This is a genomic window from Candidatus Tisiphia endosymbiont of Nedyus quadrimaculatus (assembly GCF_964059235.1).
Classification (GTDB): Bacteria; Pseudomonadota; Alphaproteobacteria; order Rickettsiales; family Rickettsiaceae; genus Tisiphia.
This window is the reverse complement of record NZ_OZ060452.1, coordinates 1,118,885-1,136,858: the sequence shown is the minus strand read 5'-3', so window position 1 is coordinate 1,136,858 and position 17,974 is coordinate 1,118,885. Positions and strand designations below refer to the sequence as shown.

The following is a 17,974-nucleotide window of genomic DNA, read 5'->3' as shown; positions in this document are numbered from 1 at the left end:
ATAATTATGCTGTAATTTTTAGAATAAGATTCTAGTTATAACAATTTAATTAAAGGTAATTTTATGTATAAAAACGTTTCACAAAGTGCATTAAAAGAAGCTAGTACTCAGTTTTTGGTTAGTGCAATTAGAAATAATTGTATGGAGTCGATAACATCATGGGTAGAAGAAAATTTAGTAAATGAAAGTTCTAATACTACTGCTGATAAAAAAATTGCCTTTTTTGAAGCAGAAAAATCACTGATTATTGAATATATTATGGAAAATGATTTTTCTGGGTTACAAAATCTTATGGATGCAATTGATAATAAAAAATTTGAAAATAATCAAAAATTAAAGGTAAATGAATGTAGAGTTTTAGCAAATGCTATAATAGAGAAAAAAAGATATTGTGAAGAAAAAAAGAGCGTGCGTAAAGATCTTCACGATAATCTTTATAAATTACTAGATACTAAGTATAATGAGTTAACAGATGAAAATTACAGAAGTAAAATATCAGAAAAAATAACAGAAGCTTTATCAATTGTTACTATTATGGGAGATGAGGGTTCAAGTGGTAGTACAGATAATTTATAGTTTTTAGTTCCTCCGTTATGTGCCAAGCAAAGTGCGTAAGGAACAGCTGGAGAAAATCCAGTCTACGTAAAGAATAGCCAATAATGCGGGATTCTATATTTTATAAGGTGTATCCCTTTGTCTAGACAAGAACTTAGATGTGTGGTTTATACACCTTATTACAACAATAATGTAAGAGGAAGTATTATCTAGTTGCTAAAATTTTGATTTATAGAGATTATTACAATAACAATATAATATTAGGAATATAAATTGACAGACCATGGATTCTAAAGTTCAGCTTCGTCTGGTTGAGCTATATAAGCAGTCGAATCATGCAGGAAAGGTATGTACACATTATGGCATTTCACGTTTTACCTTGCGTAAGTGGTATAAACGTTATGAACTACTAGGTGAAAAAGGATTATACGATATTAGTAGTATACCAAAAGCTTTTCCTCTTCAAAAAAGAAGTGAAACAAATGAAAAGCTTATAATTAATTTAAGGAAAGAAAGAAATTTAGGTGCTAGACGTATTCAGAGTGAATTAAAACGTTTGTATGGCATCTCATTTTCTACAGCTACCATTCATAAAGTGCTTAAAAAATATGCAGTAGCACCACTACATCTCAAACGTCATTATCGAAAACAACTCAAACGCTATAGCTGTAAAGTACCTGGAGAAAGAGTACAAATGGACGTTTGCAAAATTACTAAACATTTATACCAATACACTGCCATAGATGATTGTACCAGATATAAAGTTTTAGCTTTATATAAAAGACGTACTGCAGAGAATACTTTAGATTTTTTGGATCAAGTTATGGATCGTATGCCTTTTCCTATACAACGTATTCAAATAGATAGAGGGCAGGAATTTTTTGCTTATGTGGTACAAGAATATTTGCAGAAAAAGAATATCAAGTTTCGCCCTATCAAACCATTGTCTCCTCACTTAAATGGTAAGGTAGAAAGAACACAAAGAACAGATTTAGACGAATTTTATAGTAGCACTGATCTTAAGGATCAAGAGATTCAGAGTGAGCTTATGATTTGGGAAGAGTATTATAATAAGCATCGATCGCACAGTTCTCTGCATGGCATAGCTCCATGGGAAAAATATAAAGAACTCGAGCATACTATTCCTTCTATAGAAAAAGTACATAAAAGTTATGATTCTTCAAAGGAAACTTTTGCTATACAAAATTACAAATACGATCAGGGATTTAAAGCTGCTATTAAAAATAAAATATATTAAGTACAAAAATACAAGTCGTAATTTCATCTGACAATTACCTTGTAACAAGGTCTATGAATCACACATGTCAATCAAAGATGGACTAATTCTGATATCATACTTACACAATCTTTCTGATAGACCCGATTTTTTCTCTATAATAATCTCACCGGTGAGCCAGTGTGTTTGTGTTATATTATAAGGCAATAATATTTTTGCTTTTCCTTGCATCAATGGGTTTAATTCATCAAAAACATCTCTCCTATCATCTCTTTTTCCATAATCAGGTTCAGGTTGTTTTGATTTATCCAGAAAAAAATCTAACGGTATACTCTTTTCAGCACTATCTACAGCACCCGAATATAAAATATAATAAAGATCATTATTTTTACCCAATTGGTTTTTAAGAAGAAATGAACACTTAGCATCACTTACATCATCTTCAAATCCACCTAATCTATGTTTGATAACACTAGTAACATAAGTGTTGATATTATCATCAGTATACCAATACTTGGGGTTAATTGTGAGCTTATTTGTGTTATTTTCATCAACTTGCTCGTGAACCCTTTGAGAAGGGGGACTAGTTCTACTATCTTGCTTTTTCGCCTCAGGACTTGCTCCAGTTGGACTTGATGGGAGTCTTTTGTTTATCATATTAATATAACCTTAACAATGATACTTATGAGTCATAAAAGCTATTCATTAATAATTTTTACTCAAAATAAAGTAATGTATTAAAAAATTTCAGTATTTAGTTTATGTGTAAAACTCATAAACCTTATTATTAAGTCATATATAAGATGATCCTGCAATTTTCTTATTCTAAATTGGTATTCATAACTTAATACTAAAATAATTTTTAAGGTAAAGCAATAAATATTTTTTGGTTAAAAATACTTTTTTAACAATTCCGTCTCATGCTTCTACTTTAATATAGAGCTTCCGTAAAATGCAAGAAAAAATAACATTTAATAGCAAAAAAACAAATGTAGTTATGTCTTCAATTTATAGTTAATAAATTAGCTTAATTTATTCTATGATCCTTGTATCTTGTGTATGAGTAGTATAATTCAAAAAAATCAAGAATTTGCTAGTAAACTTACCAACTTTGGAACTGGTGTATTAATATGATTACTATCCGTTTTAATTAACAAATGGTACTCCAAAACTTACACAATCAATGTAAAAGACCCATTATTTAGCATCTCTGAGATTGTATCATAGATATCCTTTCATTGTTTTATCTAAGCCACTATGGAGATTTTGCTGCCTATATGAATCTTACCACACAAAATAAGCTGATTTATTTACGTCCAAGGTTTTAGCATTTACAGCTGGAATTCCGATAGGCGCACTTGGGCAAACTAGGTTTACCTAGTTTGCCTGCGTTCAAAGATTCGGTTCTTGCCTTTGCTATTACCCAAAACTCACGGCTTAGATAGTATGGCAATATATCATTGTAGTAAATCAGAAGTACAAAGAAGCAAGGGACATAATGCCGTTGCAGCAAGTAGCTATATTTCAAGAAGTAAATTGCAGCTTATTACAACTGATAATAGTACAAAAGAGAAACAAACTATTAGCTATAATTCTACCAGCAGAAAGGGGCTTGCTCATAGCATAATTCTAGCTCCAGATGACGCTCCTAGTTGGGTATATGATAGACAAGAATTATGGAACAGAGCAGAAAGTGTAGAAACAAGAAAAAATGCTGAAACAGCTAGAAAGCTAATCATAGCTTTACCGAAAGAATTAACCCTACAACAGAATATTGAACTTATCGAACAATTTGCTTTGGAGTGTTTAGTTAGTCATGGCATGGTAGCAGATATAAACATTCATTATGACAGTGAAGATAATCCACATGTTCATATTCAAATGACTACCAGAAAACTAATACGCTCACTGGAAAATGACCAAGTAGTTTTTGGTGAAAAAGGACGCGATTGGGGAAGGAGGAAATTTTTATATTATTACCGAGAAAATGTAGCTCATTTCATCAATTTGTATTTAGAAAAACATGGGGCTTTAGATAGGGTATCACATTTATCTCATAAGGCACGGGGCATTGATTTAGTACCAACTATCCATGAAGGAGCAGCCCATTATATAAAAGACTCAAAATTAAGATTAATAAATGAACAAATACTAAAAAAAAATGCTGCCAAGATTAGAACAAATCCAGAGTTAGTATTTGATAAATTATCGATTAATAAGCCAGTTTTTACTAGGGAAGAAATTGCTATAGCCTTATCTGATGCGTTAACTATAGATATTGAGTTAGGGCAAACAGATAAACAATTAGATGGTGGTAATAAACAAGGATTTCAGCAACGTTTAAGAGAAATAAGCAAACAATTAGTAGTAGAAGATTTACTAATAGAAAGTTTAGTAACAGAAAATGTAAAGGAAAGTCCTAACCAAGATTTAACTATTTTAGCAGATGGTAGTAGTAAGCAAGATAGTGAGCTATCTAGCACTAGTATTGTAGAAGGTAGTAATACTACTGGTAGTATTACTACTATTGATCATAGCAGTCATAATAGTACAGGACTATCAAATGTTGAGCTATTGGATCAAGCATATTCTACTGAATTTATGCGACTCTATAGTAATTTGTTGGCGTCTGATAAGATTAGTTTAATAAATCCTAGTGATTTAAAAGGTCGTACTTTGTATGCATTAACCAAAAGGGTAAAGTTAGAACAGAGATTTATTACCACAGTAGAAGAGTTACAGCACAGTCAGAACCATAATTTGTTTATTGATGATAGGGCAATAGGTTCTATGAAAGATAAATTAATTGGCAGTATTCAAAAAGTTGGTATGGCTGTGCAGGAGGTAGTAAACAACAAGGTTGGGTTACAGATCGAGCTAATCAAGGAACAAAATCATTCTTTAACAGAGGAACAACGCAAGGCAATAATAGATATTGTATGTGGTAAAGATATTAGCGTATTGGAAGGATACCCAGGAGCTGGTAAGACATTTGTCATGCGGGAAATAGTACGACAATATCAAAAAGCTGGTTATCGGGTAGTAGGGACTGCCCAAAGTAGTAGTGCTACAAAAGTTCTGGAAGGTGCTACTGGCATTGAAGCAAAGAATACAACACTATGGCGTAAAGAGTGGCAAGAAGCTAGGGGGCATGAGTTCGAGTTGCCTTTACGAACTGATTATTATACAGAAAGAGAATACCAATATCCAGATAGAGTGGAGAGTAATTTTAGTCAGCAGAAAAATGTTAGTGCCGAGTTAGACAATAAGACCGTATTCATCATAGATGAAGCAAGCATGATTGAGCTGGCGAATATGGATTATTTGCTAACTCAAGTATTAAAGTCAGGGGCAAAAGTCATAATAGTAGGTGATAACAATCAGCTTTCTGCTATTGGTATGGCAGGTGCTTTTAAGAAGATATGCACTATTGCTGATATTAGTAAATTAACTGCAGTAATGCGTCATAAACATCCCGATGAATATACTAGGGAACTACAGAGTGTTAAAAAGCGTGCAATAATGACCCACTAAATGGGTTAATGTGCGTTGAAAAATGACCCACCTAAGAAGTGGGAAAAGTAGTACGTTATTAATCCATTATTATCAACCTATACTTCTATTATTTTCAGAATAAATAATAGGAGTATAAAATCAGAGATGTTAATAATGGAAAGTAAGAGAAAGATATTAGGACGTTATCGTCGTGGAGAAGGTATACGTTCAATAAGTAGAGAATTAAATATATCACGTAATACAGTTAGAAGTATCATTCGTACGCAAGGAGAGATTAAATCTGATTATATACGAATAATTCAACCTATACCTAAACTCGGGAAATATATTGAGAGTCTTGAGAGGATGTTGCGGGATAATAAGAATTCAAAGCCTAAAAAAACAGGGAAAGCTTTATTTGAGGAGTTAAAGATTTATGGGTATCAAGGCAGTTACTCTGCTGTTAGTCGTTATATTAACACTTGGAATGATAGAAATTTTGAGATTAATATAAAAGCTTGCGTACCTTTATCCTTTGCTCCTGGGGAAGCTTACCAATTTGACTGGAGTAGTGAGCAAGTAATATTAGCTGGAGAAATAATAAATGTTAAAGTAGCTCACTTTGTTTTGTGTTATAGCCGTAAAAAATTTATCTATATTTATCCTACTGAAGCTCAAGAGATGGTATTTGATGCACATGTTAGAGCCTTTACTTTTTTTGGTGGTAGTCCAACTAAAGGGATTTATGATAATATGAAGACTGCTGTCAGTAAGGTTTTAAAAGGCTCTAATAATAGAGAATGGAATCCAAAGTTTGAAAAGCTCTGCGCACATTATCTCATTGAACCGATAGCATGTTCTCCAGCTCGAGGTAATGAAAAAGGTAGGGTTGAGCGACAAGTACAGATTGACCGGGAACAGTTCTTTACTCCTATGCCAAAAGCTTTAACCTTGCAAGAATTAAACGATATATTAACCAGCAGATTAGTTACTTATAATAGCTCTCATAAACACCCCGAATATAAAGATAAGACTATAGATGAAGCATATCAACTAGAACGTAATTTTTTAGTATCCGTGCCTGTATTATTTAACGGTTGCAAAGAAATAGATATCAAGGTTTCTATTACTTGTTTGGCTAGATATGAAAGCAATAATTATAGCGTTCACTGTAGTTGTGCTGGGAAAATAGTACAATGTAAGATATATGCTGAACATCTAGTATTTATTTATAATGGTCAAGAGGTAGGTCGTCATAAACGGAAATTTACTAAGGGAGAAACTTGTTATGACGTCAATCATTATCTGCCAATATTAAGGTATAAACCCGGAGCATTAAGAAATGGTGAACCATTCCTTAATATGAATTTACCAGAAGAGCTCATAGAAGTTAGAAGACGTCTTGAGAGCAGCCCAGCAGGTACAAGAGATTTTGCTCATATATTATCGTATATAGCAATGGAATCCATAGAAGCAGTAGTATCAGCATGCACCCAAGCACTAAAAATAGGAACTGTTAGTAAGGAGGTAATTTTAAATATTATATTACGTAATAAAGATGAGTTAAAAGTAACAGAGCCAAGTAATTACCAAGAATATCATACTTTAAAACATATCCCGAAAGCTAATTGTGAGATATACGATAATTTTCTCAAGTTAGGAGGTAAGTAATGAACAATGTATATCAAGAATCTACTAGAGAAGATATTATAAATGTTATGAGAAAGCTAAAATTTACAGGGATGCTTGAGTCTTATGATGAAATTATATCTGATGCCATAAGGCGTAAAGAAGCCTCGAATTATATTTTACATAATTTATTAAAATCTGAACTAACAACACGAACTCTTAGGTCTATTCAAAGTAGGATTAGCGCAGCAAAGTTTCCTGAGAAAAAAGATATAGATAATTTCATATTTATCGATACCCCAATAAACCAAGAACAAATTATGCATCTATATAGTTGCGAGTTTATTAAAACATCTAGAAATATAATCCTAGTTGGTGGTACTGGTAGCGGTAAAACTCACCTAGCTATTGCATTAAGTACAAAAGCAGTACGAAAAGGTTATAAATCAAGATTTTTTAATCTTGTAGATCTTGCTAATCAATTAGAATATGAAAAGAACTCTGCTCAGGTAGGAAAACTAGCAGCTTCCTTGCAAAAAATAGATGTACTAGTCCTAGATGAGCTTGGTTATCTACCATTTTCTAAGAATGGCGGTCAACTTATCTTTCATCTATTATCTAAAATACATTCCAACACTTCAATTATTATTACTACTAATCTTATATTCTCAGAATGGTCACAAATATTTGGTTGTAATAAAATGACTTCAGCGCTACTTGATAGAGTTTGTCATAATTGTGATATCATTGAAACGGGAAATGAAAGTTATCGTATGAAAAAAAAAGGCTCTGTCCAAAAAACTGTGTAAATTTCGAAATAGGTTATATATAAAAGTATAACAAAAAAGGAAATTACATGAATAAAAAAACTAATGAATCAATAAAGCAAGCAGTAGATTTATTAATAGATAATGATACAGATGTAAGTACAATACTGAAAGAAGGAGGTTTATTAAAAGAATTGACCAAACGTTTAATAGAGAAGGCACTGCAGTCAGAAATGAATAATCATCTAGGCTATGATAAATACAGTCGTGCAGATAATGATAATGCTCGTAATGGTATAACTAGCAAAAAACTGATCTCCGAACATGGAGCTGTAGAAATAGAAGTACCAAGGGATAGGCATAATACCTTTGAACCCGCAATACTACCAAAACGCCAGAAACGTTTTGATGGTTTTGACGATAAAGTACTATCATTATATGCTAAAGGCATGAGTATATCTGATATTAAGATTCAGTTACAGGAGTTATACAGTGTTGAAATAAGTGAAGGCTTAATCAGCCAAATTACTGATGATGTAATGGATGAGGTTAAAGCTTGGCAGAGTCGACCATTAGAAGAGATATATCCGATAGTATTTTTTGATTGTTTAGTAGTAAAAGTCAGGCAAGATAAAAGGATAATCAATAAGGCAGTATATGTTGCATTAGGAATTGATTTATCTGGTAAAAAAGATATATTGGGATTATGGATCAGTGAAAATGAAGGGGCAAAATTTTGGCTCGGTAATTTTACCGAAATGAAAAATAGAGGGCTAAAAGATATACTGATTGCCTGTAGCGATAATCTTACTGGTATGTCTGAGGCAATAGAAGCAGTTTATCCAAAAACAGAACATCAATTGTGTATTGTACATCAGATTAGAAATAGTTTAAAATATGTGTCGTATAAAGATAGGAAGCAACTGTCTAGCGATTTAAAGCCGATATATACTGCAGTAACGGAAGAACAAGCCCATTTAGCTTTAGTATCTTTTGAAGAAAAATGGAATAAACAATATCCACAAATTGCCAAATCATGGTATAATAATTGGGACAATCTAATGATTTTTCTAGGGTATCCTGAGTCAATTAGAAAGGTAATTTATACAACTAATTCAGTTGAATCTGTCAATAGTCAATTGCGTAAAGTAACAAATAATAAGCGGGTTTTTCCTAATGATAATGCTGTTTTTAAAAGTTTATATTTGACAATTGACTATATGACCAAAAAATGGACTATGCCCATTCCAAACTGGAATGAAGCTATGGCTCATTTGATGGTTAAATTTGAGGATAGGCTTAACAAAATTTAATGACCTATTTTTTCGAATTTACACAGTTTTTTGGACAGAGCCAAAAAAAACAATAGTTCTAGACTTATGTGGGTCATTTTTCAACGCTTATTGACACCCACTTCTTAGGTGGGTCATTTTTCAACGCACATTAACCCATTTAGTGGGTCATTATTGCACGCTTTTTAACACTTTACCAGTTACCAACGAATCGGATTTTAAGGTTTCACCAACCCTAACTAACAAATCTACTAAGGCTGGCGAGTAATTGGAATCTTCAATTAATTCAGCCAGTTCTTTAGTACCAAACTTAGATAAAGCTGCCTGCATCACTGTCATCTTACTGTCAAAACCTTCACCATAAGTGTTTTTCAACCAACCAATGTGAGAGTGACGTGTTTGCTCGATAGCATTTTTTTGCTGTTTTTGTAAATCCTGCGAAAAACCATACAGAGAATTAAGCAGCTTCTCACCTTGCCTTTTAGATAATCCGCTTTGGTAAAACATGTCTTCATAACGAGTTAAATACTCCTCATCTTCCTTAGATCGTTTGTCAGTATATTTCTTATCCTCAGGCAGCCCCATCCTAGAATAAAATTTATGCCACTCTTCATCAGAGCTGTCATCTTTTGGCACAGCAACTCGCTGATTCAAGCTCTTTTCTGCTTCCAAATAGCTCTGTGCTAAAGATGATACATCCTTAAATTTACCAAGTGACTCAGTTTTGCGGATGTCCTCAGGCATATTAGCTAGCCAATCGCTAGCAGAGGAAGTAGGGTTAGTTTCATAGTTATTAGCAGTTCCTTCTTTGCTCATTTGCTTATTCTTCTTTTAACACTTCTATTTCTTTTTTTAACTGTTCTATTTTTTCAATGGTTAGTTTTGTATATTTAACTATTTTTTCTATTGGCTCATTATTAATTAACATTTCTTTTGCTGTAGCTATAGCATGTTCTTTAATACCTCTAGCTTCACCTCTAGCTTCAGCATCTTCAATTTTTTGCAGTTCTACCGCTAAATTATCAAGACGAGTTTTAACTATTTTCTCATAGGTACGTAATTCTTCTTCACTCCAGTTAGCTTGGTCTACAGCATTAAAGGCTCTCCTAATAATTTCATCCTTACCTATTAACTGCTCTATTTCTTCTAATGTTAATGTACTATCTCCTGCATGCTTAAAAAAATACATCCACTTCTCTTCTATAGTTTTTAGCTCTTTAATAGTTTTTTTAAATTTTGCCAACTCTAAAAAAACAAAATGAAAATCTTTTAAATCATTGGCATAGGTCTCTGTCTCTAAAATACGATGTTCTGATTTCCAATGTTTTCTATCGCTAAACATCACAAAATCCGCTATTGCTAAAAATATTACTCCTTTTAATTTAGCGTATACTGCCATTTTCTTGTGTTTCTCATCTTCCTCAAGTCTTTGCTGAGAGTATGCTTTAGCTGCATAATATTGCGCTCTTTTTTCAAATCCTATATGTTTACTTACCTGCATCTCTACGATTATTTGATTACCGTTTTGATCTTGACATAGCACATCAATAATAGATTGCCTATATGCAGCAATATCAGGGTCTTGGATAGTTGGTAAAAACGTTACACTAGTTATTTTCTCATTTCCTTCAAACTTTAGAACATCATTTAAAAAATGAACAAGTATATCTTTATTCTTTTCCGTACCAAAGACTTGATGAAAACAAAAGTCATTTTTAGGATCAAGAAACTTTTCTAAAGCCATATAATATAACCTCGTAATTATTACTAAATGTTGCCTTTATTTATCTGATTCATTAGTCTTTTTAGCACCATCAATATTATTAACTCCATCATCTCTTGACGCCTGCGAGCATATATACAGGAACAACGCCCGATGTCCTTCTAGAAAAGCAGTGTACTCACTTTCTTGTCGAACAAAATTGCTGCGATATATGCCACTCATTTGAGCTAAATCCTCTAATATTATTTTACCATCTTCTCCACTAAAAAGCTTGCAATAAATTGATTTTAATTGCTCTTTTGTTAGTAAATTAGATGGGGATGAGGAGTTAATTGATAGTTTCATTTGTTCTTCCTTACCCTTGCATTTGTTGTTGCTGTTGTAATTGTTGCATTTGCATCATTTTACGTTGTTGTCTGATTTGTAATACTTCTTGCTCGTTCTTGAGGATTGAGCTTGGGGCTTCTCTCAGTTCGAAGAATAGTTTAAAACATTTATCCCAGTTGATATTATCATAAATCTCAGGAAAAAAGTTACTGATACCACTTCTTTGGAAAAAACCTAATACTTGTTCAACGCTGGCTATTGCTGATGTTTTCTGTACCCTAGATAGTGGTGATACATATTCAATCTCTATTTCAGGTGGGCTATTTGCCCCCTCTAAAATCGGTACTCTATTATATTTGATTAGTGTTTGATATATCGCCATAATTAACGGATTTAACAACTCACTCTCAATTCTTCCAACCATCGGGGACATTAAACGGTATTGTTCTTCTGTTCTAATTTGTACCTCAGTGGCAGTCATTTCTTTGTTTTCTTTCTGCATTCTAAAAATATCAACATAGAATGCCTTAAATATCGCATCGCGGCATTGATTCTGCTCGATTTCAGTTGGTAGGATATTCTCCATACCAGTTAGGGGTATTATTTTATCCGCCATACCGTTACGATAGAAATTAACACTACCCGGCGTAGTGTAAAGAGGTAAGTAATAGCCATCCTTAGGCACTAATAATGGTGGGTCTAGTTGTTTTTGTGCTACTTTCAGGGTAATTTGTCTTAAACTATTGAGTAGTTTAATATCAGGTAGCACATGATGAGCCGGAGCATAGCCATATACTTCACCTTCTTCTTTTACCCACCGCGTTACAAAAAATGGGAAATAAGAATAGCCTGATTGACTGATAATTTTTTGTTCAGCAAGATAGATGTATTCTGAACTATAGGGCAGTAGCGATGAGCTAGATGTTGAAGGACTAGCTGCCGTTAATTTTCTACCTTTACTTTTCTGATTTTGAGCTTGTGGGCTAACTATGTGCAATATTTCTACTATTTCATCAGGATTTCGGGCTAACCTTTCCTTGAAAGGGGCAAAGTCTACCCATTTAGCTGATGCCGATTTTATCGGCATGCTAAATAGTCGGTACATTGTATTAACAAAACCAAACTTATCCTCTTCAAAATAACATTCCTGTAAATTAATATTACGAAAGAACAGAGTCTGGGCTAATTCTATATCTTCTTCAACATAGAATATCGCAGTACCAAAAGCTGATAAATTCAAAAAAAACTGATGTATTTGACTATAGAAATTAGAAGCCGGATTATTAAATATATCCATTAGGGTTTTTTCTAGCATTTGGGCTAACATGCTGCGTTCAGCTGTGGTTAAATATTGCTGTTGCTCATCATTTTCAGCGACTATAGTAAGGTTAAACCAGTTCATTGCTGGGTTTACCAGCAAGCTTTGTAGACCTGATGCTAATTGCTCTCTTGACCAAATGGAAGTTGAATCAAATATTACCTTATTGCTTTCAGTTTGCGGACAAACATATTTCTTCAACTCATCCCATATATGATGCCATTTCTCCCGTTTAGTTTTGAGATTATCAAAATATTCAATCTTTTTGTTTAAATCATTATCAGGCATAAGATGTCACCATATTTGTGTTGTAATTGGTACGTGTTGAGTTTGGGTTTAAATAAGGCTCGCCCAGCTTCTTTGACACTTTCTTGAGTTTTTTAATAAACTCGTTATCATATAACACCTCATAGTTATACTTTTTGCCACTAGCTGCAGTCATACTAGGTAAGCCTAGAGTTAAACCTTCAATATCCTTAAGAGACACGATCTTGCCAAGAGATTCGTGCAACGGTGGTAAATCTTTTAATTGTGGCACTGACCGCATGCCAAAATGTTCCAACGCTTGTTTTAGACCACCAAGCTCAGGTATGGCTCTTTTTTCTAATCCTGATGGACCGTATCTTGCTACTGACGACAAATCAGCTCCTATACTTGGATCATTGTTGTTAAGATTAATTCTTTCAAAACCAGCAAGTTTACGACTAATATCGGATCTGTTCATATAATGAGCAATACCAACAAGCGGAGATAACATTTGGATTCCCGAACCTATCCCAGCAAGCATTGAACCACCAGTACCAATCGCTCCTAAGCCTGCCCCAAGTCCAAAAGTTAAAGCTGTTAGTCCCAATCCTTGTGCTAGCCCAGTATCTCTTGCAGATTTTTGATACTTACCAGCTCGCCACTCTAAATCCCTGCCATAGCTATCCAACTGGCTTTGAGCAGCTTCCCCATAACTTCTTAACTGGTTTTGCAACCCTTCAGCATGCGATCGCTGCCTTGTATAGTCAGCAGTGATTTGCTCTTGTCTATTCTGTTCTTGTTTGTATTGTTCAATCATGCTGAGCAATTGTTGTCTAGCATTATCAAAGTTACTAGTATCCTGCGACAATCGATTTTGCTGTGATTGATAGTTAGTAAGCTGATGTTCAAGATTAGCTTTTTCCCTTGTTAGCTGTTGATGCTCTTTGGTGATGCTATCCATCGAATGGCGTATTTTACTTTCTGTTTCACTACGTTGCTTTTTTAACAATTCAACGTCTTGCTGATATTGAGTAATATGGCTACCGGCTTCCTCTTCGGTTAAACCTTTCAAGCTTTCTCTTCGCTGGGCTACTTGATCATACAGGTTTTGAAACTGACCCGGTAATTGCTCTACCTCACTTATTTTGAAATCAAGGGCGGGAGCTTTTTGTTTCAAGCTTTCAAAAGCTTGTTTTAGTTGATTGGCTGATGCAGACAAACTAGCTCTTTGTGATTCTATGTTTCTTAAGCCACTATCATATTGTCGAGTATGATAATCTAGTTGGTGTTGCATATCATAGCTTCTCATGCTAGCTTGATACTGTTGCTCTTCTAGAGAGTGTAAGCCCTGCTGAGATTGTTGCAATTGCTGCGACAAATTATTGATAGTATTTTGTGCTTCACTCGCATAACTACTATAACGATCTCGTGACTCATTATAGAGACGCTTCTGTCTTGATGTATCAGCTCCAGTAATGTACCTGTTCCTAGATGCACCAACCGCTAAAGCACCAAGTCCTAGTAAACCTAATATTGGCCACATATATTACTTTGCCTTAATTATTTATTAATTACCATTTCAATTATTTCATCATCAATTCTTGCTTCTTCTGCTCCATCATCTTTCCAACGCATTGTAATCATTCATTACTTTACGATGTTGCACTATATCATATTGGGACTGCTGCTGTTCATCACCAGTTTTAACGTCCATCGCCATATAACAAAAGCTCTCGGTTATATCAGTTGCTCTAGATGAATTAGAATGCACTCCTCTTTTGGTAGCATCAAACTCGAAAAGTCCGTTAATGCCACGTTGACATTTTTGGGCGTCGATGCGGCATTTACCCAGTAGTATTCTTGCCTTGGTTATCATTTCTTCCCGTAAATATTTCCGACCAATAGCAAAAGGCGAGAAGCCTACTTTCTCTGCTACCTCATTAGCTTGTTGTAATCTTGTATCCAAAGTTGGCATTTGTCTTCGACTCATATCATGGGGCAATACATTGCGTCCATATTGATAAGGTCTAGTTCTTAAATGCGTCAAGTAAAACTCTAAATCCTTACCCCTGTTCATATAAAAGTCAATAATATCGATAGAATCTTTTTTTTCTTGAACAAACCAAATAACCGTATAATCAACAATCCCTATATCCCAGTAAGTATGAACCTGATAGGCTGGGTCATATGGTACATAGCCAATACGCCCCTGACTTTCAGCTAGTCGTAACTGTTCAACAAAAGTACCACCTTGATCAGCTCTCTTATAGCGATAAGCAGCAAAGTCACAATAAAACTCTCTTTGAATCTCTTCGTTACTCATGTCAACTGAAGTCAACTTGTTTTTGTCAACTAATGGCTGCCCCTCATGATCAGTAGTATCTTCAATAGTTTTTATTTGGCAAAATACTTCCGGACTATTTTGGTATTTAAGGTATAACTCTTCACCATGTGTTAGTTTTGGATTATCGGAAGGAGTATACAAATAAAGCAACCAACCATTATTACGAATTACCATCGGTTCTATAACGCAACTCATAGCTCGTGGATCATGATAAGAATACTCTGAAATAACTGCTCCCTTAATACCACTACCCCTGATAGTCGCATAACGATCGCTACCAACAAACTGAATCACTGAACCATTTTTAAATAATATCCGTTGCTTATATTGCTGACTACGAGCAATAATCCCTTTAGGAATAAATGACATATAAGGACGCCCCGATAATGTCATACCATCCCATATGCTCATTTTAGCTTGATTATAGGTAGGATAGACATACCAATAAATGCCAACTTCTCGAATAGCACTAGCAGTGATCCAGTTAATACCCATAATATCTTTACCAGCTCTTCTATGCCAAATGGCTATAGCTTTCTTACCACCCGAGTATAAATATCTCCACAAAGGCAACTGAAATGGATAGGGTGACCAATCCACCGGGAATTTAAGACTTTTAGAGGCAGAGCTAGTAACCTCTTTGCTGCCTTTAGTTTCACTAGTAGTTTTCATCACTTTGGTCTTACTGTCCTTTGGCAAGTGCATATTCTGCTTCATACGATTCTATTTCAAAATTAGCTACATCTATCATTTTTGACATTTCTCGGGCTTTGGTTACTTGTTCAGCTTCATCACTATTTTTCCTATGGTAACTAGCATCATGCTTCCTCGTTTGATATTTTTGCGAATTGGCTTTAAGATATTCCAACAATGACTTAGAACAATATTTTTTCTTAGTAGCTATTGCCTGATTATCCTTGTCATAGGTCACTTCCTCATAACCGTTAATTGCCCTGTCATATAACACCCCTTCTGCTCTATCTACTGCAATGGCTAAAGCTAAATTGACGCATTTGGCTAAATATTTATCGCTATTAATGATCCGGTGCAACCTAAGTGGTGAAATACAACCAGCCTTCTTAGCTGCAATAACGATGTTACCATGTTCACAAAGATATAATAGGAAATTAGAGATATCATCTATTGAGCCAAACTTACTAATGGTACTAGATGATATCTTTGCTAAATATTTTTCAAATAAGCTATAATTTGTAGTCATTTCTGTTCTTTGAAATTTCTTTGCTATTAGCCTTATTATAGCTCTTTTTCAGTCTTTTTTCCACTCTATTAATTAAAATAGGTTAGATATCTTGCATTATTATTTTCTACTTATTAGTGCTTATTAATTAATTATTTTCTATTTTATATATTATTCTTGCTGAATTTTTTATATATTGTTTTTAGAATAAATAAATATTAGCAACTAATTTTTTTATAAAAATAATTAGATTTTTAAATGACACAGATTAACATTACACAAGATGAAGCTGATTTTTTGTTTAAAATGAAAAAAATTAAAACGGATAATAATATTTGGAGTCTTCCGGATCTTGGCGGTAAAATAGCAGTACCTTTGATATCTCTTGATAAAAGGGAACATTTTATACTGGATGTTAGTAGAGGAAGATTAGATATGAAAAGACAAAAATATCAAAATCGTTCTAGAGAAGTCATAATATTGGCACGCTTAGATTTAGGGAGTAGTCATAGAAATCCTGATGGTGAAGAAGTAGGTATACCGCATTTGCACTTATATAGAGAAGGATATGGTGATAAATGGGCATTTGCTATCCCAAATAATATTTTTCGAGATATAAATGATTTTTGGCAAACTTTACATGATTTTATGGGGTATTGTGAAATTATTGAAGTTCCAAATTTTTCAAAAGGATTATTCTCATGACTTCAAGCTTAAATATAGAACATCTTTTAGAAAATTACTATAAATGGTTAAGAGATAAAACAGCATGGAAACAATTAAAAGATTGGCTTGAGATAACTACCCCTTATCTTGACCGCCATAATGACTACATACAAATTTATCTAAAACAAGAGGGGAATAGTTATATCTTGACTGATGATAGTTGGACTATTGATGATTTAGAACAATCAGGATGTTTGCTGGACTCTGACAGACGACAGAAATTTTTAGAAATGACTCTTAATGGTTTTGGTGTACATAAAAATAATAATGAAATGTTTGTTAAAACCAATCAGCAAAATTTTGCTTTAGCCAAACATAATCTCATTCAAGCAATTCTTGCCGTTAACGATATGTTTTACTTAGCAAGACCTAACATTGCCTCGTTATTTTATGAAGATGTACAAATGTGGCTAGATGCTTGTGATATCCGATATTCTGAAAGAGTTGCATTTTTAGGTCAATCCGGTTACCTTAGACATTTTGATTTTCTTATTCCAAAATCAAAATATGCCCCTGAGCGTATGATTCAGACAGTAAATACTCCAAATAAAAATAAAGCAACTAGTATTATGGGAGATTGGTTTGATACGAGAGAAGTACGTTCATCCGACGCAAAAGCATATACTTTCATAAATGATAATGAGAAACCTATACCAGAAAATTTTCAAGATGCTTTAAAAAATTATCAAATTATCCCTGTACCGTGGAGTAAACGAGATAATTTTAAGAGCGAATTAGCTGCTTAGTATTAAAAATGAGATTTTAATACTAACTGATTAATTACCTCAAAAAAATTTTTCGCGTGACGCCCCCTATACCCCATTTTGCGACGCGTACACCCCCCGGGTGATTCCGCGAACAATTTTTGCCAAAAAATGTAAAAAAGTGACAAAAACTGCTAAAAATCTCAGCAAAATAGCTATAGATGGTGAATTTAAGGGCGAGCTTCTGCCTGCTAGGCAGAGGCTCGACCTTTGTAACCTGCATTACTCTCATACTTTCCAAATCCTTACAATTTCATATGTGATTTTTATGTACTCTTCAACCTTCAGTAACTGGTTGATTATTATTAACTTCTTTGTAATCATTCTTTTTTCTCAACTGATACAATTAGTTT

Annotated in this window: 16 protein-coding genes; 8 read left to right on the top strand and 8 right to left on the bottom strand. The window is 33.8% G+C overall.

The features are described from left to right. Positions 1-63: 63 nt before the first annotated feature. Both AB3211_RS05440 and AB3211_RS05435 read left to right on the top strand, forming a co-directional pair. Positions 64-576, top strand: a complete 513-nt coding sequence (locus AB3211_RS05440; RefSeq protein WP_367363885.1) for a hypothetical protein — start codon at positions 64-66, stop codon at positions 574-576. A gap of 262 nt (positions 577-838) precedes the next feature. Then, positions 839-1,813, top strand: coding sequence for an IS481 family transposase (locus AB3211_RS05435; protein WP_367363884.1), 975 nt, complete (start codon positions 839-841; stop codon positions 1,811-1,813). A gap of 51 nt (positions 1,814-1,864) precedes the next feature. Here the strand turns inward: AB3211_RS05435 and AB3211_RS05430 are convergent, their stop codons facing one another. Further along, on the bottom strand, positions 1,865-2,449 hold the full coding sequence (locus tag AB3211_RS05430; RefSeq protein ID WP_367363883.1) for a hypothetical protein: 585 nt from the start codon (positions 2,447-2,449) through the stop codon (positions 1,865-1,867). A 789-nt stretch (positions 2,450-3,238) separates the two neighbouring features. On the opposite strand from AB3211_RS05430, the gene AB3211_RS05425 reads away from it, so the two are divergent. From AB3211_RS05425 to AB3211_RS05410, 4 genes are all read left to right on the top strand, one after another. Further along, the gene (locus AB3211_RS05425) at positions 3,239-5,326 is read left to right on the top strand and encodes a MobA/MobL family protein (protein WP_367363882.1); all 2,088 of its coding nucleotides are present in this window, start codon (positions 3,239-3,241) and stop codon (positions 5,324-5,326) included. Between the two features lie 135 nt (positions 5,327-5,461). Further along, on the top strand, positions 5,462-6,958 hold the full coding sequence (istA, locus tag AB3211_RS05420; protein WP_367363704.1) for an IS21 family transposase: 1,497 nt from the start codon (positions 5,462-5,464) through the stop codon (positions 6,956-6,958). After that, positions 6,958-7,725, top strand: a complete 768-nt coding sequence (gene istB / locus AB3211_RS05415) for an IS21-like element helper ATPase IstB (protein ID WP_367363881.1) — start codon at positions 6,958-6,960, stop codon at positions 7,723-7,725. The genes istA and istB overlap by 1 nt, the downstream gene beginning before the upstream one ends. Positions 7,726-7,772: 47 nt before the next feature. Continuing rightward, the gene (locus AB3211_RS05410; RefSeq protein ID WP_367363880.1) at positions 7,773-8,996 is read left to right on the top strand and encodes an IS256 family transposase; all 1,224 of its coding nucleotides are present in this window, start codon (positions 7,773-7,775) and stop codon (positions 8,994-8,996) included. Positions 8,997-9,146: 150 nt separating this feature from the next. On the opposite strand, the gene AB3211_RS05405 is transcribed toward AB3211_RS05410, so the two are convergent. The 7 genes from AB3211_RS05405 to AB3211_RS05375 all read right to left on the bottom strand — a co-directional run bounded on the left by AB3211_RS05405 (position 9,147) and on the right by AB3211_RS05375 (position 16,152). Continuing rightward, entirely contained in the window at positions 9,147-9,791 is a 645-nt protein-coding gene (locus tag AB3211_RS05405) for a hypothetical protein (protein WP_367363879.1), read from the bottom strand. Between the two features lie 4 nt (positions 9,792-9,795). After that, positions 9,796-10,719 (bottom strand): Rpn family recombination-promoting nuclease/putative transposase, encoded by a 924-nt coding sequence (locus AB3211_RS05400; RefSeq protein ID WP_367363878.1) that lies wholly within the window; start codon positions 10,717-10,719, stop codon positions 9,796-9,798. A gap of 36 nt (positions 10,720-10,755) precedes the next feature. Next, complete coding sequence (locus AB3211_RS05395; protein ID WP_367363877.1) at positions 10,756-11,043, bottom strand: hypothetical protein; 288 nt, start codon at positions 11,041-11,043, stop codon at positions 10,756-10,758. A 10-nt stretch (positions 11,044-11,053) separates the two neighbouring features. Continuing rightward, positions 11,054-12,631 carry a portal protein gene (locus tag AB3211_RS05390; protein ID WP_367363876.1) on the bottom strand — a complete coding sequence of 526 codons (1,578 nt, stop codon included), beginning with the start codon at positions 12,629-12,631 and terminating at the stop codon, positions 11,054-11,056. After that, entirely contained in the window at positions 12,624-14,132 is a 1,509-nt protein-coding gene (locus AB3211_RS05385) for a hypothetical protein (protein ID WP_367363875.1), read from the bottom strand. The genes AB3211_RS05390 and AB3211_RS05385 overlap by 8 nt, the downstream gene beginning before the upstream one ends. A gap of 75 nt (positions 14,133-14,207) precedes the next feature. Next, a complete protein-coding gene (locus tag AB3211_RS05380) occupies positions 14,208-15,650 on the bottom strand; it encodes a hypothetical protein (RefSeq protein WP_367363874.1) in 1,443 nt (480 codons plus the stop codon). Further along, the gene (locus AB3211_RS05375) at positions 15,616-16,152 is read right to left on the bottom strand and encodes a hypothetical protein (protein ID WP_367363873.1); all 537 of its coding nucleotides are present in this window, start codon (positions 16,150-16,152) and stop codon (positions 15,616-15,618) included. Before AB3211_RS05375 ends, AB3211_RS05380 begins: the two co-directional genes overlap by 35 nt. A gap of 237 nt (positions 16,153-16,389) precedes the next feature. Here AB3211_RS05375 and AB3211_RS05370 point away from each other — a divergent pair, with 237 nt between their 5' ends. Continuing rightward, the gene (locus tag AB3211_RS05370) at positions 16,390-16,836 is read left to right on the top strand and encodes a DUF6978 family protein (RefSeq protein WP_367363872.1); all 447 of its coding nucleotides are present in this window, start codon (positions 16,390-16,392) and stop codon (positions 16,834-16,836) included. Next, the gene (locus AB3211_RS05365) at positions 16,833-17,603 is read left to right on the top strand and encodes a DUF1828 domain-containing protein (RefSeq protein ID WP_367363871.1); all 771 of its coding nucleotides are present in this window, start codon (positions 16,833-16,835) and stop codon (positions 17,601-17,603) included. Before AB3211_RS05370 ends, AB3211_RS05365 begins: the two co-directional genes overlap by 4 nt. Positions 17,604-17,974: the final 371 nt, after the last annotated feature.